Source organism: Flintibacter sp. (genome assembly GCF_046973065.1).
In genome coordinates, this window is record NZ_JBKVXZ010000010.1 from 45,278 (window position 1) to 68,059 (window position 22,782).

Annotated in this window: 22 protein-coding genes; 17 read left to right on the forward strand and 5 right to left on the reverse strand. The window is 55.4% G+C overall.

Annotated elements, in window-relative coordinates; translation table 11 throughout:
* Positions 1-6 precede the first annotated feature (6 nt).
* The 3 genes from nadS (at position 7) to ACLTXB_RS05890 (ending at position 2,104) form a co-directional block, all read left to right on the forward strand.
* On the forward strand, positions 7-318 hold the full coding sequence (gene nadS / locus ACLTXB_RS05880) for a NadS family protein (RefSeq protein ID WP_428226359.1): 312 nt from the start codon (positions 7-9) through the stop codon (positions 316-318).
* 101 nt (positions 319-419) lie between these two features.
* On the forward strand, positions 420-704 hold the full coding sequence (locus ACLTXB_RS05885; RefSeq protein WP_428226360.1) for a plasmid mobilization protein: 285 nt from the start codon (positions 420-422) through the stop codon (positions 702-704).
* On the forward strand, positions 704-2,104 hold the full coding sequence (locus ACLTXB_RS05890) for a relaxase/mobilization nuclease domain-containing protein (protein WP_428226361.1): 1,401 nt from the start codon (positions 704-706) through the stop codon (positions 2,102-2,104). Before ACLTXB_RS05885 ends, ACLTXB_RS05890 begins: the two co-directional genes overlap by 1 nt.
* A gap of 88 nt (positions 2,105-2,192) precedes the next feature.
* Here ACLTXB_RS05890 and ACLTXB_RS05895 read toward each other — a convergent pair whose 3' ends face one another.
* Positions 2,193-2,669, reverse strand: a complete 477-nt coding sequence (locus ACLTXB_RS05895; protein WP_428226362.1) for a helix-turn-helix domain-containing protein — start codon at positions 2,667-2,669, stop codon at positions 2,193-2,195.
* Between the two features lie 14 nt (positions 2,670-2,683).
* On the reverse strand, positions 2,684-3,895 hold the full coding sequence (locus tag ACLTXB_RS05900; RefSeq protein WP_428226363.1) for an IS110 family transposase: 1,212 nt from the start codon (positions 3,893-3,895) through the stop codon (positions 2,684-2,686).
* Positions 3,896-4,184: 289 nt separating this feature from the next.
* On the opposite strand from ACLTXB_RS05900, the gene ACLTXB_RS05905 reads away from it, so the two are divergent.
* The 4 genes from ACLTXB_RS05905 (at position 4,185) to ACLTXB_RS05920 (ending at position 7,913) form a co-directional block, all read left to right on the forward strand.
* A complete protein-coding gene (locus ACLTXB_RS05905) occupies positions 4,185-4,841 on the forward strand; it encodes a DUF3801 domain-containing protein (RefSeq protein WP_428226364.1) in 657 nt (218 codons plus the stop codon).
* 137 nt (positions 4,842-4,978) lie between these two features.
* Positions 4,979-6,667: a VirD4-like conjugal transfer protein, CD1115 family gene (locus tag ACLTXB_RS05910; protein ID WP_428226365.1), complete on the forward strand. Its 1,689-nt coding sequence runs from the start codon at positions 4,979-4,981 to the stop codon at positions 6,665-6,667.
* Entirely contained in the window at positions 6,664-7,002 is a 339-nt protein-coding gene (locus ACLTXB_RS05915; RefSeq protein WP_297710902.1) for a formate hydrogenlyase, read from the forward strand. The genes ACLTXB_RS05910 and ACLTXB_RS05915 overlap by 4 nt, the downstream gene beginning before the upstream one ends.
* Positions 7,003-7,067: 65 nt before the next feature.
* A complete protein-coding gene (locus ACLTXB_RS05920) occupies positions 7,068-7,913 on the forward strand; it encodes a hypothetical protein (RefSeq protein ID WP_428226366.1) in 846 nt (281 codons plus the stop codon).
* On the opposite strand, the gene ACLTXB_RS05925 is transcribed toward ACLTXB_RS05920, so the two are convergent.
* Complete coding sequence (locus ACLTXB_RS05925; RefSeq protein ID WP_428226367.1) at positions 7,914-8,246, reverse strand: hypothetical protein; 333 nt, start codon at positions 8,244-8,246, stop codon at positions 7,914-7,916.
* 89 nt (positions 8,247-8,335) lie between these two features.
* Between ACLTXB_RS05925 and ACLTXB_RS05930 the strand changes: the two genes are divergently transcribed.
* The 4 genes from ACLTXB_RS05930 to ACLTXB_RS05945 all read left to right on the forward strand — a co-directional run bounded on the left by ACLTXB_RS05930 (position 8,336) and on the right by ACLTXB_RS05945 (position 14,148).
* Positions 8,336-8,698, forward strand: coding sequence for a PrgI family protein (locus ACLTXB_RS05930; RefSeq protein WP_428226368.1), 363 nt, complete (start codon positions 8,336-8,338; stop codon positions 8,696-8,698).
* The gene (locus ACLTXB_RS05935; RefSeq protein ID WP_428226369.1) at positions 8,691-11,027 is read left to right on the forward strand and encodes a VirB4-like conjugal transfer ATPase, CD1110 family; all 2,337 of its coding nucleotides are present in this window, start codon (positions 8,691-8,693) and stop codon (positions 11,025-11,027) included. The genes ACLTXB_RS05930 and ACLTXB_RS05935 overlap by 8 nt, the downstream gene beginning before the upstream one ends.
* A 1,017-nt stretch (positions 11,028-12,044) precedes the next feature.
* Entirely contained in the window at positions 12,045-13,130 is a 1,086-nt protein-coding gene (locus ACLTXB_RS05940; protein WP_428226370.1) for a C40 family peptidase, read from the forward strand.
* A 115-nt stretch (positions 13,131-13,245) separates the two neighbouring features.
* On the forward strand, positions 13,246-14,148 hold the full coding sequence (locus ACLTXB_RS05945; protein WP_428226371.1) for a DUF6017 domain-containing protein: 903 nt from the start codon (positions 13,246-13,248) through the stop codon (positions 14,146-14,148).
* Between the two features lie 52 nt (positions 14,149-14,200).
* Here the strand turns inward: ACLTXB_RS05945 and ACLTXB_RS05950 are convergent, their stop codons facing one another.
* Together ACLTXB_RS05950 and ACLTXB_RS05955 are read right to left on the reverse strand one after the other, a co-directional pair.
* The gene (locus tag ACLTXB_RS05950; RefSeq protein WP_428226372.1) at positions 14,201-14,689 is read right to left on the reverse strand and encodes a flavodoxin; all 489 of its coding nucleotides are present in this window, start codon (positions 14,687-14,689) and stop codon (positions 14,201-14,203) included.
* Positions 14,686-15,837: a DUF4317 domain-containing protein gene (locus ACLTXB_RS05955; RefSeq protein WP_428226373.1), complete on the reverse strand. Its 1,152-nt coding sequence runs from the start codon at positions 15,835-15,837 to the stop codon at positions 14,686-14,688. Before ACLTXB_RS05955 ends, ACLTXB_RS05950 begins: the two co-directional genes overlap by 4 nt.
* Before the next feature lie 290 nt (positions 15,838-16,127).
* On the opposite strand from ACLTXB_RS05955, the gene ACLTXB_RS05960 reads away from it, so the two are divergent.
* From ACLTXB_RS05960 to ACLTXB_RS05985, 6 genes are all read left to right on the forward strand, one after another.
* Positions 16,128-16,988: a TraX family protein gene (locus ACLTXB_RS05960; RefSeq protein ID WP_428226374.1), complete on the forward strand. Its 861-nt coding sequence runs from the start codon at positions 16,128-16,130 to the stop codon at positions 16,986-16,988.
* A gap of 12 nt (positions 16,989-17,000) precedes the next feature.
* Positions 17,001-17,666, forward strand: a complete 666-nt coding sequence (locus ACLTXB_RS05965) for a response regulator transcription factor (protein WP_428226375.1) — start codon at positions 17,001-17,003, stop codon at positions 17,664-17,666.
* Positions 17,651-19,048: a sensor histidine kinase gene (locus ACLTXB_RS05970; RefSeq protein WP_428226376.1), complete on the forward strand. Its 1,398-nt coding sequence runs from the start codon at positions 17,651-17,653 to the stop codon at positions 19,046-19,048. Before ACLTXB_RS05965 ends, ACLTXB_RS05970 begins: the two co-directional genes overlap by 16 nt.
* A gap of 472 nt (positions 19,049-19,520) precedes the next feature.
* Complete coding sequence (locus ACLTXB_RS05975; RefSeq protein WP_428226377.1) at positions 19,521-20,186, forward strand: response regulator transcription factor; 666 nt, start codon at positions 19,521-19,523, stop codon at positions 20,184-20,186.
* Positions 20,183-21,298, forward strand: coding sequence for a sensor histidine kinase (locus ACLTXB_RS05980; RefSeq protein WP_428226378.1), 1,116 nt, complete (start codon positions 20,183-20,185; stop codon positions 21,296-21,298). The genes ACLTXB_RS05975 and ACLTXB_RS05980 overlap by 4 nt, the downstream gene beginning before the upstream one ends.
* Positions 21,299-21,416: 118 nt before the next feature.
* Positions 21,417-22,781: an ABC transporter permease gene (locus tag ACLTXB_RS05985; RefSeq protein ID WP_428226379.1), complete on the forward strand. Its 1,365-nt coding sequence runs from the start codon at positions 21,417-21,419 to the stop codon at positions 22,779-22,781.
* Position 22,782 lies beyond the last annotated feature (1 nt).

Here is a 22,782-nt window from a genome sequence, read left to right on the forward strand (position 1 = left end):
GCTGGTATGGGAATGTTCGATAAGATCAAGACTGGTCTGGAAGAGGCTGTGGCCTATGAGCGGGGGGCGCTACGAGCAAAGACGACCAAGCTGTCTGTCCTGCCTGTGGACCATTACGAAGCTGATGAGATCCGGGAGATTCGGAAAAGCACAGGATTTACTCAGGCTGTTTTTGCACAGTATATGGGTGTCAGTGTAAAAACGGTAGAGGCATGGGAAGCTGGAAGAAACCACCCGGAAGGGACTGCCTGCCGCCTCCTGGCCCTGACTCAAAAAGACCCTGCCTTCCCCATCAAAACGGGGATCGTAGCTCGGTGATAGGATAAGAAGATCGTAAAAGCCGCTGCTGGTGCAGCGGCTTTTTGCATACCAAAGGAAAGGAGCGTGAAGTCATTTCGGAACAGAGACACCATTTCCACATGGAATTGACACCGCAGCAATATGAACTGCTATGTCAGCAGTCCAAACAGTGTGGCCTGAGCAAGCGGGTCTTTCTGGTGCGGCTCATCGAGGGCAAGCCAGTCAAGGCCCGCCCATCCCAGGAGATCAAAACTCTGCGCACGGAGATCCACCACATTGGAAATAACATCAACCAGATCGCCCGCAGCGTCAATGCTGGCATCGCCAGGGCGGAGGATGCCAAGCGGGGGCTGTACCTACTGGACCAGGTATATGAACTTCTCTATGAGGTGGCGAAAAAGTAATGGCCATCACCAAGATCCTGGCGCGGAAGGGGCGGCTGGATGTGGGCATCCGCTATGTTCTCAATGGGGACAAGACCCAGGAGCAGATCCTCACCGCCCACCAGGGCTGTGACCCTGGCTGGGAGCTGCGGCAGATGCTGGAGACTAAGTCACAGTATGGAAAGGAGGATGGTGTCCAGTATTACCACATGATCCAATCCTTCCGGCCTGGGGAGGTGTCCCCGGAATTGGCCCTGGAGATCGCCCGGACACTGGTGGAAGAACACCTGCCCGGTTACCAGGCCGTCATCGGTGTCCATGTAGATAAGGAACACATCCACGCCCACATCATCTTCAACTCGGTGAATGCGGACGCCGGAGAGAAATACCACAGCAGCCCCCAGAGCTACTACCGGCAGATCCGGGCCATCTCGGACCGGCTGTGCCGGGAACATGGCCTGTCCGTCATCCTGGAGGGCCAGGGGGCCAGGGCGGTCAGCTTTGCGGAGTGGCTCCGGCAGTCCAGAGGCCAGCCTACCTTCCGCGCCATGCTGGAGGCAGATCTGCAGGACGCCATCCAGGACGCCAACGACCTGGGCCACTTCTTCCTGCTCATGGAACACAAGGGCTGGGAGATCAAGCATGGCAACCGTTTGGGTTTCCGTCTCCGGGGCCAGGAGCGGTTCCTCATCCCTGGCAGGAAGGACCCCCGGTTCACTGAGGAGGGCATCCAGGCTGCGATCCAAGGGGAATTATCCGCCATCGACCAGGGCCTGCGGCCCGCAGTCATCCCTCGGCCAGCGTACCGCCCCTTCAGGCCCCATCCCAAGTACAAGGGTTTCCTGGCACTGTACGTCCACTATCTCTACCTGCTGGGCAAGGCTGGGCAGCGGCAGTATCCGCCCCGCATGACGCCCCAACTCCGGCAGGCCGCAGCACAGGCGGAGCAATATCGGCAGCGATTCTATTTCCTGCGGGATAACGATATTGCTACGCCGGAGGACATGGCGGCGTTTCTCACTCGCACGGAGGATGCGCTGGCCAGCTTGACAAAGCAGCGCACCATCCTCAATGTGCGGAAAAAGAAACGACAGGTGCTGTATACGGCTCTGGCGGATGTGGAGGCCCTGGCGATAGTCAAGCAGCTCTATGAGGATGGCGTATCTGGGATGGAGGAACAGTTTGCCCGCTACCTGGATGCCGTCACGCGGCTGGAGGGTTGCGGTTGCCCCAGAGAGCAGCTTCTCCAGGAAAAGGCGGAGGTTTACCAGAGGCTTGCCGAGGTGAACCGCCAGATCCGCCAAGAGCGGCAGAAGCTGGCTATATGCCGGGAGATCCAGAAAGAGGCGCCGCAAATGGAGCGCAGTATCCAATATACAATGGAACCAGAGTCTGCAAATAAAAAGTCAATAGAAAAATGAAGAAAAATTGAGGAGAGAAAAAGACATACCAAAAGCGGTCAGCAGGTAAAGGCCGCTGGCCGGATAGTCAGGTATGTAACAGTGCGCATTACTTCTGAGGAAGAATAATCGTTGCTTTAGAGAAGTTGTCCCAGTCAAGACACTGCCCACAGCGGTCGCAGTAGGTCTGGTACTCCCGTTCCATAGTCCTTCCGCATTGTGGGCAAACAGGAAAACCCGTCACGCCAGAGAGGTATCGAAAGCAGCGGATGTGTGTAACCGGCATCGGTTCGCGGAAGGCCATCTCTCTCCAGAACTCTGAGGGGATCAACAGGTCATTTGGCGTCAGTTCAAAGCCAACGCAGAGTTTTTCCAGCGTCAGGATCGTGGGCGCAGTCTTGCCTCTGGCAATGTCGCCAAAGTACCTGGAACTGAGGTCGCATCGTTCCGAGGCGGCTTCATAGCTGAGTTTTCGAGTATCACATAATTTGAGGATGGAGGTGGATAAATTGTCTAAAAACATCTTAATCGCTCTCTTTCTGTCATAAGATGCTTTTAGCGTAAATGCAGTATCGTTCCCCAACAAGGAAGGATACTTCCTTAATTTCCCTCCAGAGATGCCAGATATTCTTTTACTCTGCCATAATAGATGCGCAGGAACTTGTTGGCGCCGGCTGTCATGTAAACCAGATAGGGTTTGCCCTCGGCTCGCTTCTTATCCATGAAACGGTACACCGGGTCATCCTGGGGCTGTGTTTTTAGTAGGCAGTCCATAACCAGGAATAAGGCGCGGCGCAGCTCCGGCGGCCCGCTTTTGGAAACCCTCGTACTTTTGGCCTCGTGAGTGCCGGACTGGTCAGCGCCAGGGTCAACACCCGCGAAAGCGGTAATGGCGTTTCGGTGGGTAAACCGGGTCACATCACCAAGCTCCGCCATAAGTTGAGGGCCAAGGGAATCTCCCACTCCGTGCATGGCCATGACCACAGTGTATTCCGGGAGCTGGGCTGCCAGGGCCTGCATTTCAGCCTTGAGCCGTTCCAGAGAGGCAGAGACGGCGTTCAGCGCATCAATGGCCTGCCGGACCATGGTTTTGGTCAGAGCGTCCTTGGGGAGCATGGCAATCAGGTCCTGTGCTCCGGTGTGGACCTCAACGGCTTTGCTCTGCCTGAAGTTGTAGCCATGCCGTTTACACCACTTGCGGTAACGCTCGGCAAAGGCAGTGAGGCTCATGTTCCGCACGCAGTCTACATGCCAAAAGGTCGTGGCAAAGTCCACCCACTTCTGCGACCCATCCTCACGGACGGGGCTGTCAAAGAGGGTGTTGACACCGGGATAGGTCTGGTCAAGAAGGGCGATGAGGTTATTTTTCATCATCGTCTTGGTCTTGGAGTACAGACTCTGCTGCCGGTTCAGTGTTTTCAGTTGCATTCGAATCGTATCCATGGGTGTATGTTGGCGCAATTCTGCCCAGTTGTCAATACCGTACCGGGCAATCTTGCGGGAATCCGCCTTGTCTGTTTTCACTTTGCGCAAGGTGTTATTTCCGTAGTCCTTGATGAGCTTCGGATTGACTGCACTGACAAAGACGCCCTCCTCATGAAGAAAGCGGGCTACTGGCTCATAGTACCGTCCAGTGTGCTCCATGACTACCCGTGTCTCACCGTCCAGACTTTTCAAGTAATCTGCCAGCTCCTTGAGTTCGCTGCCGGTGTGACCAACAGAAAATGGTTTTGCCACCACTTCTCCAAAAGGACGGAGGACAGACACCATGCTCTTTCCTTTGGAAACATCGATCCCTGCCACATTGTTCATATTGATCGCTCCTCATCATGGATTTGTTTTGGCGACCAGCCATTCCACCATTGCCGATCCAATCTATTTGATGACACGGGCGCACCAAGGAGGTGGCTCAACCTGCATAAATCGAACGCTGCGAATGAGAGGCTGGCTGACGGACTTCGTCACGGACGCGCTGGTCCTTGGAGGTATACATCAGGCCAAGACTCTCTCATTCTAACAGCTTTGGCAACGATGCGGAAAAAGACACGGCTGGCTGCCGTGCCTTGATCCGTAAATATATTGTAATAGGAGGTGAGACACGATGAACGTAGGAGGCGGTGAGGCGGCAGACCAGATGGTGCGTATGATGCTGTCTGGGACCGAAGTGGCTGTCCGGCTGTCCGGATCGGCGCTGAAGAACCTGCTGGCCCTCTCCCTGGCCCTGGCCAGGAACCATAAGCAGCTCTCCGGGAAGGTCAATTTGGGTAAAATGCTGCGGGAGACCAGGGATCTGCGTCAATTCCCCATGACCCCGGAGCAGTATCGTCAGTTTGAAAAGCTGGCAAAAAAACAAAAGCTGCTGTTCAGCACCATTCGGGATCAGGACGAACGGGGCAAGCTGGTGGATGTGATCCTGCCGGTGACTGAGCTGGACCGGGCCAACCAGATCTTTGAGCGGCTGTTGTCCCAGGTATCCAGTCAGGAGAAGGACGTTTCCGACTTGCAGAAAGCCCCGCAGGAGCGGCAGGACGTCCCTGTGCCTGAGCATCAGAAAAATCCGCCAAAAAAAGATTTTCGGTCGGAACGAGACTCACCCGATACAAGACCCAGATCCTCTATACCCAGCGAGAGCGCGGATATGAGGACGACCCATGACCGGCCCTCGGTTGAGGAACGGCTCAAAGGGTACCGGGAGCAGATGCGGAAGCAGTCTGTTCCGGCCAGACAGAGAACTAAAAATCGGACAAAAACGAAATAACAGGAAACGATCATACAGGCGATCCTTCTCACATGGGGTGTCGGAACTCTTCCGACACCCCCTCTTTTTGCAGTTTGGTGAGGTGATCGTTACTGAGATCTCCAATCAAATCAGGCGGCCTGCTGGTCTGCCTGTTCTTGTATATCCCCGTGGTCTGGGGCGCGCTGCTTCTGGCTCAATCCTTGGGAGGGGGGCTGCCGGAAATCATCGCCAAGCTGACCGATGCCCTTCGACATCCCTGGGTGGTGCGCTGGACAGACAAGAGCCTGCTGACCATCCTGGTCTGCACCGGCGCCTATGTCATGGCCCTGGCCCTGCACAGCGCGGAGCAGGGCCGCAGGCGAGACGGCGCGGAACACGGCTCGGCAGCCTGGGCCACACCCCAACAGGTCAACGCCCAGTTCTGCCAGAAGCAGAACAAGCTGCTGACCCGAAACGTCCGCCTAGGGCTGGACACCCACAAGCACCGCCGTTCCCTCAATGTGCTGGTCATCGGCGGCAGCGGCGCCGCCAAGACCCGCAGCTATGTGAAGCCCAACATCCTGGAGGCCAACACAAACTATGTCATCACCGACCCCAAATCGGAGGTGCTGCTGGCCACCGGTGGGTATCTCAAAAGCCAGGGCTATGACATCCGGGTGCTGAATCTGGTCAACCTGGCAGAGAGCGACGGCTACAACCCCTTCCGCTATATCCGGGATGAAAAGGACGCCCTCAAACTGGTGAACAATCTCATTCAGGCCACCACTCCCAAGGGAAGCCATGAATCGGACCCGTTTTGGACCAAGGCGGAGACGGCGCTGCTCCAGGCCATCATCCTCATGTTGTGGCAGGAGGCTCCGGAGTATGAGCAGAACTTCTCCATGGTCATGCGGGTGCTGGAATACGCCGAGGTCAAGGAGGAGGACGAGGAGTATGTCTCCCCCCTGGATCTCCTGTTCCAGGCTATGGAACGGGAAAAGCCGGACAGTGTGGCTGTCCGGCAGTACAAGGTATTCAAGCTGGCGGCGGGCAAGACCTCCAAGAGCATCCTGGTCTCCACCGCTGTCCGACTGGCCCCCTTCAATCTGCCTCAGATCAAGGCCATCACCGACCACGATGACATGGACCTCTACACCCTGGGGGAGAAGAAATGCGCCCTGTACGCCGTCATACCCGATAATGATAATACGTTCAATTTTCTGGTGTCCCTGCTATACTCCCAGGCGTTCCAAGCACTCTATTACAGCGCCGACCAGATCCACCACGGGGCCTTGCCCCGCCATGTCCACTTTGTGCTGGATGAGTTTGCGGCCATGCCCCTGCCGGGGTTCACGCGGGAACTGGCCACTATGCGGTCCCGCAACATCTCCGCCAGCACCATCATCCAGAACATGGCCCAGATCAAGGAGCTGTATAAGGACTCCTGGGAGACCATCCCCGGCAACTCGGACACCATCCTCTACCTGGGCGGCAACGAGGCCAGCACCCACAAGTACATCTCCGAGGCCCTGGGCAAAGCCACCATTGATACCAGGACCCACGGTCAGAGTAAGGGACGCTCCGGTTCCTGGTCCACCAACTTCCAGATGAGCGGCCGGGAGCTGCTCACTCCGGACGAGGTGCGGGCGCTGGACAACCGATACGCCATCCTCTTCATCCGAGGCGCCAAGCCGGTCATGGATCTGAAATACGACCTCACCCGGCATCCGGCCATCCGACACACAGTGGACGGCGGTGGGCCACCCTACATCCATCACAGGCATCAAACGCCAGCGTTTACTGGTATTCCTCTCTTCACGGCATTTTCCGCTGAGCATAGATCCGAAAAGGAGAATGCTGCATGAATCAAAATCAAAATCTGAGTGACCGCAGGAAAAAGGAACGTCGCGCCCACAGGGCATACGCTGCTCTGGTATGCGTCCTGAGCATGACAGCCGTGATGACCGTCCCGGCCCTGGCTGCCGACGACCCGCTTTCTGTGGTCAACAGCCTGTCCGACTTTATCTTCTCTCTGATCCGGGCGGTGGGACTCATCCTGCTGGGCTACGGAATTTTGCAGGTGGGCCTGTCCCTCCAGTCCCATGACCCCTCCCAGCGTTCCAACGGCATCCTCACCATCGCCGGCGGTATCGTGATCACCTTTACCAAGGAGATCCTCACTCTGATTACCGGAGGCTGAGGATGGAGGAGAAAAAATACCTGCCCGGACATATTGTTCCGGGCAGGTGGGGGGTGAACAAATAATTGGGTAGTGGAAACTGGATCGTAGACAACCTGAACTCCGCCCTAAACACCTGGAACAACAAACTGGCAGAGATCTGGCAGCTCATCAGCACCAGCCCGGAGGAGTTCAAAGGTGGTGGGATCTGGGATGTGATCGTGGGGATCAACGGCGGCTTACAGGCCATTGGATATGCCTTGCTGGTACTGTTCTTTGTGATGAGCATAGTCAAGACCTGTGGCAGCTTTACGGAATTTAAGAAGCCGGAATTGATATTTAAGAGCTTCATCCGCTTTATTCTGGCCCAGGCAGCAGTAGGACATGGGATGGAACTGATGATGGCTGTGTTCCGTGTCGCTCAGGGAATGGTCTCCTCCATCATATCCTCTTCTGGTCTCTCGGCTCTGACTGCCACCACGCTCCCAGATGAAATGGTGACGATCATTGAGGATGTAGGGCTGATCGAGAGCATTCCCCTGTGGGCCGTCACTCTATTGGGTTCCCTGTTCATTTGGGTCTTGGCTCTGGTCATGATCCTCACTGTGTATTCCCGCTTTTTCAAACTCTATATCGCCACCGCCATTGCGCCCGTCCCTCTGGCCAGCTTCGCGGGACAGCCCTCCAGCAGTATCGGCATGGCCTTTGTCAAAAACTATGCCGCCATCTGCCTGGAGGGCTGTGTCATTGTATTGGCCTGTGTCATTTTCTCAGCATTTGCCTCCACGCCGCCTGCTATTGTGGACAGTACCCTGGCCCCGGCCACCATCGTGTGGAACTATGTGGGTGAGCTGGTGTTCAATATGTTGGTGCTGGTGGGGGCTATCAAGATGAGCGACCGGCTCATCCGGGAGCTGATGGGCCTGGGCTGATCACAGGCCCTGGGTGTCCACCATGGAGCGCCCCTCAGCTCTGGCCTGCCGCACACGGCTGGCCAGGGCAGCTCCGGCCAGCCGGTCAGCCAGCACATAGCTCACTGTCTCCGCCACCCAGCGGAGGAAGGTCACCGCCCAGGAGAGGGCCGCAAGCCCCACCAGGGCCAGGAAGATCCCGTCCGCCAGGGCGGTGTGGGCCTGATACCAGCCGTGGCACACGGTGAGCATCCCCAGGGCGAACAGCAGCGGGAGGCCCAGGCGGAGACGAAAGGCCAGCCGGAGCAACGGAAGCAGGAGCGATACACCAAGCATCAAAAACAAATACGCCATGCAGGAGACCTCCTTCTCTGGTTTTTGGCATGGTACCATAGCTGGGCGGCATTTGCAACGGTCTGTCTGGCAAAAGCAAAAATAGAGAGGTGAACGACATAGAAGTACGGATCAACAAAGAAGTCCGGGACTACCAGGAGGGCATCTTCTTCGGCCTGACCCTGCGGCAGTTCCTCTGCGCCCTTGGCGCCGTGGCGGTGGCTTTGGCAGTCTATTTCTTCCTGGGGCCAGCTCTGGGCGGTTCGGATGTGGGCTGGGCCTGTGTCCTGGCCGCCGCACCCTTTGCCCTGTGCGGCTTTTACCGATACAACAGCATGACGTTCGAACAGTTTATTCTGACGGTCATCCGCTCAGAGCTGCTCTATCCAAAGCGGCTCGTATTCAAATCGGATCACCTGTATACCAAAGCTCTGGAAAATGCAACGATAAAGGAGGCGCTCAAACTTGATTAAGACCCTGCTGAATACGTTAAAGCAGGACAAAGAAATATTCGAGGTGCCAAGATCTGTACAGGACGCCATCCCCATCCGCCGCCTGTGGCCGGATGGGGTGTTTCAATTCGGCAGCAAATTCTCCAAGACCCTGCGGTTCAGCGACATCAACTACGCCATCGCTTCAAAAGAGGACAAGACGGCGATGTTCCTGGACTACTCCGAACTGCTCAATGCACTGGATGCCGGGTCCACTACCAAGATCACTATCAACAACAAGCGCGTCGCACGGGAAAATGTGGAACAGGAGATCCTCATCCCTCGCCGGGACGATCATCTGGACGGATACCGGGCGGAGTACAACACCATGCTTCTGGACAAGGCCACCAACGCTGCCAACAGCGTGGTGCAGGAGCGGTATATCACCCTCTCTGTCCACCGCAAGAGCGCGGAGGAGGCCCGGTCTTTTTTTGACCGGACCATGCATGATGTGACTGCCCATCTCCACCGTCTGGACTCCCACTGTGAGGAGTTGGATGCTGTGGAACGGCTGCGAGTCCTCCATGACTTCTACCGCCCCGGAGAGGAGAACGGGTTCCGCATCGACCTCCGGGACTGTATGCGGAAAGGGCATTCCTTCAAGGATGCTGTCTGCCCGGACAGCCTGGAGTTCAAGAAAGACCACTTCATTATGGGGAACAAGTACGGGCGGGTGCTATTCCTCAAAGAGTATGCCAGCTACATCAAAGACTCCATGATCAACGAGCTGACTGCACTGGACCGGAACCTGATGTTGTCCATTGACATCATCCCAGTACCTACGGATGAGGCAGTACGGGAGCTGCAAAGCCGCCTGCTGGGTGTGGAGACCAATGTGACCAACTGGCAGCGGCGGCAGAACAGCAATAACAACTTCTCTGCGGTGGTGCCGTATGATCTGGAGCAGCAGCGGAAAGAGACGAGAGAGATGCTGGACGACCTGACCACCAGGGATCAGCGGATGCTGTTTGCAGTGGTGACGCTGGTGCATCTGGCCGATTCCAAGGAGGAACTGGACAGTGATACGGAGACGCTCCGATCCACCGCCCGCAAGCACCTGTGCCAACTATCCACCCTCAACTGGCAGCAGGCGGACGGGCTGGTGACCGCTCTGCCTTTGGGCCTGCGGCGGATCGACGCCCTGCGCACCCTGACTACAGAGGCTCTGGCTGTCCTCATGCCCTTTAAGGCACAGGAGATCCGGCACCAGGGCGGCGTGTACTATGGGCAGAACACCATCAGCAAGAATCTCATCCTGGCTAATCGGAAGGAACTGCTCAACGGCAACGGATTTGTCCTGGGCGTCTCCGGTTCTGGCAAGTCCTTTACCGCCAAGCGGGAGATGGTGGGACTGGCCCTTTCCACCGAAGATGACATCATCGTGATCGACCCGGAGTCAGAGTACCGCCCTCTTATGGAAGGGCTGGGCGGCGAGGTCATCAACATTTCCGCCACCTCCAGCAACCACATCAACGCAATGGACATGGAACAGGGGTATGGCGATGGGGATGATCCCGTTGTCCTAAAGTCCGAATTCATCCTCTCCCTGTGTGAGCAGCTCATGGGGGCCGGCAAGCTGTCCGCCAAGGAGAAGTCCATCATTGACCGGTGTACGGCTCTGTGCTACCACACCTACATCCAGAACGGCTGTGAAGGGACTGTCCCTACCCTCCGGGACTTCCATGCAGAACTGCTTCGCCAGCCGGAGACGGAGGCAAAGGATGTGGCTTTGGCCATCGAATTGTTTACCAAGGGCAGCCTGAACACCTTCGCCAAGCCCACCAATGTGGATACCAGCTCCCGTATCCTTTGCTACGATATCCGAGATCTGGGCAAGCAGCTTTTGCCTGTTGGTATGCTGGTGGTTCTGGACAGCGTATTCAACCGCATCGTTCGGAACCGGAAGCTGGGAAGGAACACCTGGGTCTATATTGACGAGATCTATTTGCTGTTCCAGCATGAGTACAGCGCCAACTTCCTGTTTACCCTCTGGAAGCGGGTGCGGAAGTATGGCGCCTGCTGCACCGGCCTGACACAGAATGTAGATGACCTGCTCCAGTCTCACACCGCCCGTACCATGCTGGCAAACAGTGAGTTCCTGGTCATGCTGAACCAGGCGGCTACCGACCGTGAGGAGCTGGCCAAGCTGCTGAACATCTCGGACAACCAGCTCTCTTACATCACCAATGTGGACTTTGGCCGGGGACTCATCAAGTGCGGTAGTGCGATCGTCCCCTTTATGGACAACTTCCCCAAGAATCATCTCTACAAACTGATGAGCACCAAACCCGCTGACCTGAATGCGGCATGACCGCCGGGGAGGTGATAAGGCATCGGAACGATCAAGGAGAAGCCAACGGCTACAAAGGCCGTGGCAGAGAAGGTCAGATCTGCCCCCAAGGAATTGGCACGCCGGGGACTGGAGAGCGGCGTGGAACGTTTGCGGGGCCAGCTGAGGGACACAGCCCAGTATGGTCAGCGGGATGAGTTTGGCGGCGACACACTGGAGGATACTGCAATGGGTGGTTTCCGCCGTGGGACTCGAGGTATGGAGCGTCTGTTGAAAGGCAGGAAACAGGGACAGAAAAAAGAGAAGTTCCAAGCACAAAATAATTCCGGCACCCCGTCAGATGCCCCCTCTACTGGGGAAAAGCGGGGGGCCGGATCGCTGCGGATCAAGACCCGTGAGGCTGTTTTGGAACAGGCAACGGCGGAGCGTGGTTCTGGAATTGTCCGCCCAAGGCCCGGCCCAGAGAAGGTCAGGACTGGAGCAGGATCGTTGGGATCAGAGAGGCCCGTGGAACCATGCGCCCGTCCTGCCCCGAACGCCACGCTCACATCCAAGGAGAGGGGCAGAGAAGCGGCGAAGGAACAGGTCCGGCAACGCGCTGAAAAGAATAGCAGACAGCCCCAGGGTGCCGCACATACCGCTGCCAAGACTGCCCCGCAGGATAGTCGGTCCATGCCCTCAGAGCGGCGTTCAGGTGAACAGCACGCCGCCAAACAAGGGGGACGTCGCCCAACCGTAGCTTCCCCTGAAGCGCCCCGATGTACAGGCCGTGGAATGAACAGAGAGGGTACGGCGCCGCCGTCTGTGAGAAAGCCGGTCCCGTCTGCCAAGCAGATAAAGACTGCCCAGAGGTCATTGGCCTCTGGGCAGCTGCCTCTGGGCCCTGCGCAGGTCAAAGCCCAGGCTGCGGCAAAGATTTCCGCCATACGGTCTGCCCGTGCTGCTGGTCACACATCCAAGGTGGCTGTCACATGGAAAGCGCGAACACGGGCAGCAGCCAGGGCAGTACAGTCCGTAGTCAGAGCGGCCCGCGGCGTTGTGGCTGCCATTGCAGCCGGAGGGAGCATTGTCCTTTCTATCGTGGTCGTACTCTGTCTGGTAGGTGTGCTGCTTGCCTCGCCACTTGGCATCCTATTCGCGGGTGGCGGCAGCGGTCCGGGTTCTGTTTCTCCATCGGAGGCAGTGGCTCAGATCAATGGCGAATTGGCGGAACGCCTGGAGCAAATGCAGGTGGATGCTGATTGCGACCGACTGGAGATCACAGGTGCGCCGCCGCCCTGGCCGGAGGTACTGGCCGTGTTTGCAGTCAGGCAGTCAGGATCGGCAGAAAGCGGCAGTCCTGCTGTGCTGGACGCAGCCCAGGTCGAAGCCCTGCGGACAGTATTCTGGGACATGACAAAGCTCACCAGTGAGAAAAAGACAGTAGAGCATCCAGCCAGCGGCAGCGCCGTAGCCTGGACAGAGGAAGTTCTGTCCGTCACCATTACCCCCAGGACACCGGACGATATGCGGGTGTTCTATCAGTTTACAGCAGAGCAGGACCAGGCGCTGGATGCGCTGTTGGACAATTCAGAACTGCTGGCATCCTTGGCTGGTGACCTGACCATCAGCAGTCAGGCGGCAAAGGATCTGCTGGCCGCGCTTCCCGCGGACCTGGCACCGGAGCGGCGGGCTGTGGTCCAGACTGCCTGCCAACTGGTGGGTAAGGTCCGTTATTTCTGGGGTGGCAAAAGCCTGAAGATCGGCTGGGATGACCGCTGGGGAACGCTCCGCCAGGTGACTGCAGCAGGCAGTTCCACCACAGGTACCTACCGGCCCTTCGGGATGGACTGCTCTGGTTTTGCGGACTGGGTATTCTATAACACCAGCGGTGGGGAGTATGTCATCGGTCACGGCGGTGGCGCCCATGCCCAGCACACATACTGCACCCCCATCTCCTGGGACGAGGCACTCCCTGGGGATCTGGTGTTCTACCCCGGAGATGAACACGTGGGCATCGTAGGCGGTCGGGACGAGGCAGGGGATCTCCTGATCGTCCACTGCGCCAGCAGCGCCAACAATGTGGTCATCACAGGAAAAAGTGGCTTTACTTCCATCGGCAGACCTGTCTATTACAGCGAATGAACATGGGGCGCGGGCAAAAGACCCGCGCCCCGCTATTTTCCGGAGCCGCGGGGCGGAAGGCTTCCGTCATGGGGCTCTGGGAAAAGGGGAATAGAAATGCAGAGGAGGATTCCAAATGGCGGTTTTTCGTGTGGAACGCACTCAAAACTATACGATCATGAGCAACTACCACCTGCGGGACAAGAGCATCTCCCTAAAAGCCAAGGGCCTGCTGTCCCAAATGCTCTCCCTGCCGGAGGACTGGGACTACACCTTAACGGGGTTGGCGAAGATCAATCAAGAGGGTAAGGATGCGATCCGTGCCGCTGTGGTGGAGCTGGAACGAGCCGGGTACATCTATCGCTGCCAGACTGTGGATAAGACAGGAAAATTCAGCAGCAACGAGTATATCATCCGGGAGCGCCCTGTTCCTGTACCTCCGGCAGGGCCGTCGTCTGCCTTGCCGTCATCGGAAAACCCGACAACGGAATATCCGGCGGCGGGCGGCACGGCGGCGGAAAAGTCAACGCAAATAATAAAAGAGAGACAAAAGAAAGAACAACAAAGAACTGACTCACGAAAAAAAGAATCGCTTCCTATCCCTTCCACCCCTTTTCCGGGGACGATGGATGCGAAGGGAAGGAAGCGGAGCCGGGAGAGACCTGTGGATCATCAGGAGATGGATGCCTATCGGTCCCTCATCCGGGAGAACATTCGCTATGAGGACTTCGTACAGGAACGCCCCTGGGATGTGGGGCAGTTAGACGAGATGGTGGAGCTGATGGTGGAGACGGTCTGCTCCAACCGGGAGAATGTCCGGGTGTGTGGGAATGATCTGCCCCAGGCAGTTGTAAAGTCCCGGCTGTTGAAGCTGGACGAAAGCCATATCCGGTATGTGTTCGAGTGCCTCAAGGACAACACCACTCACATCCGTAATATTCGGCAGTACCTCCTGACTGCACTTTACAATGCACCTGCCACCATGGAGAATTATTACGCCGCACAGGTGAACCATGACCTCTACGGCATTGCAGCATAAACAAAGCGATTGCAAACAGCACAGAAAGGGTGCTTTATGCATCGGGAATATGTTATTCCAATCGAGTCTGTAATTTGCTGAACCAAGTGTTTGTCTCCTCTTTGGTCACAGAGGAAGGAAATACTTTCCCTAAAAGCAGCTTTGCGCCGTCACAGCTTGGAGCAAGATGGCTGCTGACCTGCTCCATACCGCTCCCACCAGATGTCGCAAAGGGAATGATGGTTTTTCCTTGAAGGTCATAGGATTCCAGAAATGTGTTGATGATGGTTGGTGCCACATACCACCAGATCGGGAACCCCACCAGGACCGTGTCATAGTCAGCCATGTTGTCCCGCTTCGATGCGACTGCTGGGCGAGAATGGGGATCATTCATTTCAACGCTGCTTCGGGAAGTGTTATCCCGCCAGTCAAGATCCGCAGCTGTGTAAGGGACAGCTGGTTCGATCTCGAAGATATCAGCGCCGATAGACTCCGCCAGAGTTTCGGCAACTTTGGCAGTCGTCCCGGTACATGAAAAGTAAGCTACAAGCCGTTTACTCATATCGTCTCCGTCTCCTGACCGTTTGTGACTTGGATGGGAAGCCCGTTGACCTGGATATCATCCGCAGGGAGCAGAAGATAGGCGCGGCCATCGATCACCCTGGTAGTAACTGCATAGCTGAATTCCGGGTCGACCTGGATCGTGGCCTGGGCAGTCTTGACTTCATACTTGCCAGGGTCGATCAAGTTGGCAGGATCGAGAACGGCCCCGACACCGAACCGCTCCCCGCACTGCACCTGGAATGCTGCAACATTTTCTTCCGTCACGCCGCACGCCAGCAGGACTTTCCCAATCTCACCTGCGGTCACGATCAGAGGCTCGGTGCTCTTGGACTCCCTATGCTCCCTGATTTGGCTGGAAAGCTGGTCGTGGATCGCCTGGGCGACCTCGATGCTGCAGCCTGCCCCCAGCGTATCCTCCAGGATCGATTCAAAGACCTCTCGCTGTTCTGCAGCGGACATAGGCGGTTCCACATGAAAGACCGCATCGATAAACTCCTGGTGGATCTCGCTGGGCTTTCTGGTGTAAAAGAGAGCGTTGTAGATATTTGCTGCCCGGTCATCAAAGGCCGGGAACAGAAAGCCAAGCTCCGGAGGAGCGACAGTTTGTCCGGCAGCACAGTGAAATTCATTGTCGCCAGGGAAATACCCCAGCTCTACCTTACCCTCCTTGATAGGGCATACCACACAGACGATGTAGGTGAAGACCTCATCCGAGGCATCCGATTGCAGGGAATCATCCTTGCCGCGATGGGGAACATCGTAGCTGTCACAGGCCAGGAGCAGTAAATAACTGCCGTTCCCCATGTCCAGACTATCGATCACCTTGCGGTAAAAGGTTTGACGGGCCTCGTTGTCCTTTAGCTGAGAATCCCGCAGGGTGGTGAGCAGGCGGTGCTCCTCGCTGTCTGCTACCTGCTGGGTGGAGAATACGATGTCGATGAGGTTTTTTCCCAGAGAACCAGACAGTCCCTTCTTCAAAAGGCTCAGATACTTCTCAGCCTCCTCCTGGGGCATCATCCCAAGGGATTCGTCCAGATCAGAAACGATCTCTTTGCTGCTATTGACAAAACAGCCGTAGATCCGACTGACAGCGTTTTTCTCTGGCCGCCAGCGGCGGCGCAGCTCATTCAATTCCTTTTGTATCATGGTCGATCTGCCTTTCTGCGTGATGATCAATGCGATAGGGGGATGGCTTCTTGGCCCTCCACCGCAGATGATTGTACCGCAGATGGATATAAAATACAACTGTGGCTGTCCATCCTTGGAGTCAGAAAGATAAATACCATTTTCAAACACAATCATTGATATTTCAGGATATGGCCAACGATTTCTATTGTTGGTTATCTACAGAGAAAACAAAATAATTCTTCATCTTGATAATTTCCTTAGAATCGCCTGTTACCATAGCGGCAGAATCTGATAAGGAGACTTCTGCTATGGAAACGACACGCACATTGACTAAGACTGGAGGCATCACCGAGACAGGGCTGAAATGGATCGCCCTGATCACCATGGTGCTGGATCACATCCACTACTTCTTTGGCTTCACCGGCATGATCCCGGAGTGGTTCAGTATGGTAGGACGGCTGGGCGCACCGCTGTTCCTTTTCTGTCTGGTGGAGGGCTTTACCCACACCCGCAACCGGAAGAAATACTTTGCCAAGGTTTATATCCTCTCTGCCGCCATGTCCCTCCTACTGTTCTTCATGGCCTTCGCCGGCGTCTTGGTGCGGCCAGACGGTTTCTATCCCGCCAACGGCATGATGACCACCTTCGTCATTCTGATGATCATCTGGCAGGGGATCGACTGGCTGGGCCAGAAAAAGATCCTGCCCGGTCTGGTAGCGGTGATCCTCCCGCTGGTGTGGCCCATACTGGTATCCTGGCTGTCCATCGAATATCCCGTTCTGGCTACTCCGCTGGGAATCGCTGCCTACTCGGTGCTGCCCGCATGGGGGACTACTGGCGACAGCAGCTGGCCGGTACTGGTGATGGGACTGGTGCTCTACCTGTTCCGAAAGCGCCGGCGCGTGCAGGTGGCGGCCTTCTCCGTCTACTATATCCTCTACGGCGTGGTCTATATGATCCTCATGGCCTCTGCCATGGCTCCGGACTTCGTATGGTGGCAGATCTTCACCCAGTACTATGAGATCTACGGCATCTTGGCTGCGCCGCTGATGCTGTGGTATAATGGCCAGCGGGGCGGGGGGCACAAACTGCTGTTCTATGCCTTTTACCCCACCCATATCTATCTGCTCTACGCCCTCTCTTGGGGGGTGTATCTCCTGATGAATTGAGGTGAGCGGCTTATGGCCCATATCCTGGTGGTGGATGACGACAAAGACCTCTGCACCCTGCTGAAGACCGCTCTGGAGCGGGACGGGCACCAGGTGTCCACCCATCTGAGCGGCAGGGAGGTGGACGAGTCCGCCTGCCGCTGGGCAGACTGTATCCTGCTGGATGTGATGATGCCCGGGGAGGATGGGTTTGCCCTCTGCCGCCGCATTCGATCTCTGGCGGACTGCCCCATCCTCTTCCTCACTGCCAAGACCGAGGAGGCCGACGTGCTCACTGGTTTGGGGCTGGGCGGGGACGACTACATCACCAAGCCCTTCCGCATCGCAGAGCTACGGGCCAGAGTGGCCGCACATCTACGGCGGGAGCAGCGCACGCCCCACACCCGCCTGCGCCGGGGAGAACTGGACTTTGACCTGGGGGAGCGGGCGGTGTACTGGCAGGATGCGCCCCTCCGGCTGACCCGGAGCGAATACGCCATCTGTGAGCATCTGGCTATGCACCCGGGTCAGACCTTCTCCAAGGAGCAGCTCTATGAGGCGGCCTTCGGCTACGACGGCGAGGCGGACCCCTCCGCGGTCACGGAGCACATTAAGAATATCCGGGCCAAGCTGCGCACGGCAGGAGTGAATCCCATCGAGACGGTCTGGGGGGTGGGTTACAAGTGGAAAAACGCGTAAAACGGCCCACTGGCCTGACGGCGCTGTTCTGGCGGTATCTGATCACCACCGGCGTGGCTATGCTGCTTTTGGCCGTCCTGTGGTGGATTGGGCTGACTACAATGATGCGTTTCGGCGTCGTGTATCCAGCCAACACCGCTGCGGGCGGAGTGGATACAGTGACACAAGCACTCTCCACTGGTGAGTTGAAAACATCAGAGATTCCCTACTACTACCGCTGGGCTGTCTTCGATGCCGATGGCTGGATACAGGATCAGGGAAACATGGACCAACGGCACCTTGATTACGCCAGGGCCGCCTTGGCCGGGGAGCGTAATCCCCAGGGGATACTCTATTCCCAGTACCACCGGGTGACCCAACTGCCGAACGGAACCACCTGCGTGATCCAATATGACTACTCTATGCCCTACGGCGCCGAGGTGCTCCAGCGCCGTCTTCCGGAGTTTCAGACCTGCGCTATGGCCGTGCTGCTGGCATCCTGGCTGTTAGTAGGCGTTATCTCGACACGGCACTTCGCCGGACTCCTGCGGCGGGATGCCGCGCTGCTGTCCAACGCCACGCAGGCCATCGCTCAGCGGCGGCTGGATTTGCCCATCACCGGGCGGGCGAAGGTGCGGGAGTTCGGAGATACGCTGTCAGCCATGGATGACCTGCGGCAGAACCTGGCCCAGTCCCTGGAGAGTCAGTGGGGCATGGAGCAACAGCGGCGGCTGGAGCTGTCCGTGCTGACCCACGATCTCAAGACTCCCCTCAGCGTCATCAGCGGGAACGCGGAGCTGCTGGGAGAGGATGCCCTCACTCCGGGCCAGCGGGAGAGCGTGGACGCCATCCTCCGAAGTGCCCTCCGGGTTCAGGACTATGTGGCCCAGCTGCGGGCTATGACCGGTCCTGATGCTGTTTTCAGCCAGGAGAAGGAGGCCGTTGCCCTCCCGGAGCTGGCCGAAGGATGGCGGGAGGTGGGACAGTACCTTTGCGGGGCAAAGCAGGTCGCGTTCCGCTGTTCGGAGGTCCCCCGTCTGGAAGTGGCGGTCTACCGGGGGGATTTGGATCGGGCGGTGAGCAATCTGCTGGACAACGCGGCGCGGTACACACCTGCTGGCGGAACTGTAACGCTATCCATCTCCGCCGCAGAGAGCGGTTTGACTATCGCCGTGGAAGATACCGGCCCTGGATTTTCGTCAGAGGCCCTGACCCGTGGGGAGCAGGCATTCTACACCAGTGATACCAGCCGGCCCAAAGAGGGCCACATGGGGATGGGCCTTTTCTTCGCTGGGCAGACCGCAAAGCGCCACGGCGGCTCCCTGCATCTGGTCAACACCGAGCACGGCGCCAGAGCAGAACTGGTTTTGCAGATAAGATGGAACCTGCTGGTTGTCCCATGAGGGGTAGCCAGCAGGTTTTTCCAGTAAAATTTGCTATATGAGGACTGTTTAAGCTTTATAATAATATAATTTGTATTGCGGAATTGACGAACATCCTACTATGATAGCTAAATAAGCTCTGTACCCGGATGTTCTATAATCTGGACGGTTCGCCCCATGTGCGGGTGGATAAGTACATGAAACGTTGATTGCAAAGCAGACCGATCTGGGCTATTCTGAGCAGCCTAGGAGAAAACGCCGGACGCGGCCTGCTGGCCCTGCGCCCAGCGCTTTCTTGTGGAAATTTTCCTACGCAATAAGAAGTCAGTTCTGGTGGGGATTTGATAATCTGTCCCGCCCACCCACCGACTATGCGGAAAAAGCCTTGAAATGGCGGGCCTTTCACCCGCCTAAATGCGTAGACAGAAACCAAAACATTTCATACTGTTTCCACATTGCTTTGGTATAGTAGAGTATACAAGGGGGTGTCAAAATGGCTGATTTATTGATTGTGGAGGACGATACCGCCACCAATGAGGCAATCTGTGAATATATGAAATCCGCAGGGCATACCACCCTGTCTGCCTTTGATGGAGAACAGGGCTTACAAATTGCGAGGGAAAAATCTGTTGATTTAGTGATTTTGGATATTATGTTGCCGAAACGAACCGGCTTAGAGGTATTAAAAGAACTGCGCCAAAAAAGCAGTGTACCTGTCCTAATGCTTACCGCCCTTGACGACGAGCCTACCCAGGCGGCCAGCTTTGATGAAGAAGTAGACGATTACATCACCAAGCCCTTTTCCATGCTCTTGTTGGGGAAACGGGTGGCTGCCCTGTTGCGACGGTGCGGGAAAAGCCCGGAGCTGAACCAAATCCAGATTGGTGATATTACGGTGGATTTTGGCGGCTACACCGCTTCGGGCCAAAATGGGCCGATCGATCTTACACCAAAAGAGATCGACTTGTTGAAATTACTGGTGGAGCATAAAGGATTGGTGCTTACGCGGTCACAGATATTGGACGAGCTGTGGGGATATGATTACCCCATCATAGACCGCACCATTGACACATATATCAAGAATTTGCGGAAGAAGCTAGGCCTTGACCGGATCGTTACTGTAAAAGGTGTTGGCTACAAGTATGAGGAACAACTATGAGAAACTTAAAACTCTTTTCTAAAATTTTCTTATACACCTTTCTGGTTATGCTGTCTGTAACCGTGATGGCCCATGTCTTTCTCTATGTGCTTGCGCCTCAAATGACGGTAAGCACAAACCATTTCGTAGAGGGGGCCATTATAGAAAGTGATGTGAATATTGGTATCTTGATAAAATCCGCCATCGGAAAAGCTCTGCCGGTGTCCTTATTCTTTTGTACCATCATTTCCGCTGGGTGTTCTTTATTGTTTTCCAGGGCAATGACGAAGCCAATCAAACAGATCGCTGAAACAACAGAAAAGATGGAAACGCTGGATAAGACAGCGCAATGTATCGTGAACACAAATGACGAGATTGGGGAACTGGCCGCCCGCGTGAATATGCTGTATGCCAGCCTGCTTTCGACCATTGAAAATCTGGAAGATGAAAAGCGAAAAGTTCATGAAGCGGAACAGTCAAAAATTGATTTCCTGCGGGCCGCTTCCCATGAGTTGAAAACGCCGGTGACGGCCCTTAACGCGATTTTGGAAAACATGATCTTAGGCGTTGGGAAATATAAAGATCGGGATAGCTGTCTGTTGGAGTGCAAGGAAATCACTGGGCAGCTCTCCTTTATGATAAAAGAAATTCTGGATACCTCCCGGCTGGATTTTACGCAGGAGGAAAAGGACGCGGAAAACTTTGACCTGTCGGAAAGCTTACCGGCACTTTGCGAACCATATCAATTGATTGCAACGGCTAAAAAGATTGGCTTTTCTTTAAGCATACAGGAAAAGTGCCTTGTCCACACATCAAAGAAAAGCCTTGAAAAAATCCTGTCTAACCTGCTCTCCAATGCGGTTTCCTACACAAAGCCGGGACACAAAATCTCTGTTGTACTGACCGCCCGGCAGATAAAAATAGAAAACGAGTGTACGCCTATTCCGCCGGAAAAGCTGGCCCATGTATTTGAGCCGTTCTATCGTCCGGACTTTGCTAGAGACAGAAAAGATGGTGGGAATGGGCTGGGGCTGTATATTGTAGATAGGCTGTCAAAGGCACTTAGGCTGTCCTATCAATTTGAGGCAACAGAAAATCCGCCAGGAATGTGTTTTACCCTTTTCCTATCTTGAAAATCCTCTCCCTTGTGGGGAGGTTTTTCATTTTATGCTCTGTTTCATACTGGTTCCATATTGGGGCGCTATCCTATCAGTGTTACAACACTTATCCTAATGAAATGGAGGCCATTCTATGAACTTTATGAATCGAGCGTGGCTGTACATCGTCCGCAAAAGAGGCAAAAGTATTCTTCTTTTTGTCATTTTGCTGGTGATGGCAACCTTTGTACTGACCGCTCTGGCGCTGGGAAACGCTTCTAAATCTGCCCAGCAGGATTTGAGGCAAAGCCTCGGCGGGAGCTTTCTCATTGGATTTGACTACACGGAAAACAACCCCTATTTGAAGGTGGAAAGCGTGGATGGCGGAACGCTGATGTATTCCACCCAGCAGATCAGCCCGGAGCTGGTAGGGGAAATCCGGGAAATTGAGGGAATCAAGGAGTGCAGCGCCACAGTGGAGGGGCTGGCGGCGTTCCCCTCTTTGAAACTGTTTACTGGCAATATCCCCATTGAAGAAGAATTTCGTGAATCCTCAAAAATTTTAAGTACATGGAAAAGCGAGGAGCTTACCCGGTTTACTTCCGGGCAGCTTACGCTGACAGAGGGCCGACACATTCTGCCGGACGATGAAAATAAAGGGCTTATCAGCAAAGACCTGGCAGAAAAAAACGGTCTGAAAATTGGTGATAAAATCCAAACGGACAGAGGGGTGGAGATTGAAATTGTAGGTTTATTTTCCCCAAAGGAAATAGAGGGTATCAACGATCAGGTGACAACCTACGATAAAATACAAAATCTCATTATCACCGATCTCGCCACTTTGGTGGCCTATGAAAATGGCCCCGCAATTCAGGGATTTAACGAGCTGACGGTATCGGTAGACGATCCGCAGAACATGGAGAAAATCATTTCTACAGTAAAGGAAATCGCCGGCGTTGACTGGAAAGGTTTTTCATTTCTGATCGACAATGAGGATTATGAAAATGCCGCGTTCTCTCTGGAACAATTATCCGAACTGGTATCCACCGTTTTAATTGTTGCGTTGATTGTAAGTATCGTCATCCTCTCACTCATTCTTACCATGTGGGCCAGAACCCGAATCCATGAAACCGGCGTGCTGCTTTCTGTTGGGATAAGCAAGCTGTCGATTTTAGGACAATATATTGCTGAGGTTTTGCTGATCGCAGTGCTGGCATTTTCTCTTTCCTATTTCTCCGCTAGCGCCATTACGGGACAGATGGGAAACGTATTGCAATCCAGGCAGGCTGTGTCCGAGGTGCAGCAGGAAGATGGGCTGTCCGCTGGAACCCGAGGGGAAGCCGGAACCAATATCGGGGAACAGGAAATAGAAACTCCCGAATTACAGGTTCGCGTACAGTTTGAGGAAATGGGACTTTTGTTCCTGATTGGAATTGTGATTGTAACGGTATCTGCCGGGATTTCCTCGATTTCCGTCATGCGGCTGAAACCGCGAGAGATTTTATCAAAAATGAGTTGAG

Coding starts and splice junctions, on each gene's coding strand:
- nadS (WP_428226359.1), top strand. CDS start 7: ATGGGAATGTTCGATAAGATCAAGACTGGTCTGGAAGAGGCTGTGGCC.
- ACLTXB_RS05885 (WP_428226360.1), top strand. CDS start 420: ATGGAATTGACACCGCAGCAATATGAACTGCTATGTCAGCAGTCCAAA.
- ACLTXB_RS05890 (WP_428226361.1), top strand. CDS start 704: ATGGCCATCACCAAGATCCTGGCGCGGAAGGGGCGGCTGGATGTGGGC.
- ACLTXB_RS05900 (WP_428226363.1), bottom strand. CDS start 3,895: ATGAACAATGTGGCAGGGATCGATGTTTCCAAAGGAAAGAGCATGGTG.
- ACLTXB_RS05905 (WP_428226364.1), top strand. CDS start 4,185: ATGAACGTAGGAGGCGGTGAGGCGGCAGACCAGATGGTGCGTATGATG.
- ACLTXB_RS05915 (WP_297710902.1), top strand. CDS start 6,664: ATGAATCAAAATCAAAATCTGAGTGACCGCAGGAAAAAGGAACGTCGC.
- ACLTXB_RS05925 (WP_428226367.1), bottom strand. CDS start 8,246: ATGGCGTATTTGTTTTTGATGCTTGGTGTATCGCTCCTGCTTCCGTTG.
- ACLTXB_RS05945 (WP_428226371.1), top strand. CDS start 13,246: ATGGCGGTTTTTCGTGTGGAACGCACTCAAAACTATACGATCATGAGC.
- ACLTXB_RS05950 (WP_428226372.1), bottom strand. CDS start 14,689: ATGAGTAAACGGCTTGTAGCTTACTTTTCATGTACCGGGACGACTGCC.
- ACLTXB_RS05955 (WP_428226373.1), bottom strand. CDS start 15,837: ATGATACAAAAGGAATTGAATGAGCTGCGCCGCCGCTGGCGGCCAGAG.
- ACLTXB_RS05960 (WP_428226374.1), top strand. CDS start 16,128: ATGGAAACGACACGCACATTGACTAAGACTGGAGGCATCACCGAGACA.
- ACLTXB_RS05965 (WP_428226375.1), top strand. CDS start 17,001: ATGGCCCATATCCTGGTGGTGGATGACGACAAAGACCTCTGCACCCTG.
- ACLTXB_RS05975 (WP_428226377.1), top strand. CDS start 19,521: ATGGCTGATTTATTGATTGTGGAGGACGATACCGCCACCAATGAGGCA.
- ACLTXB_RS05980 (WP_428226378.1), top strand. CDS start 20,183: ATGAGAAACTTAAAACTCTTTTCTAAAATTTTCTTATACACCTTTCTG.
- ACLTXB_RS05985 (WP_428226379.1), top strand. CDS start 21,417: ATGAACTTTATGAATCGAGCGTGGCTGTACATCGTCCGCAAAAGAGGC.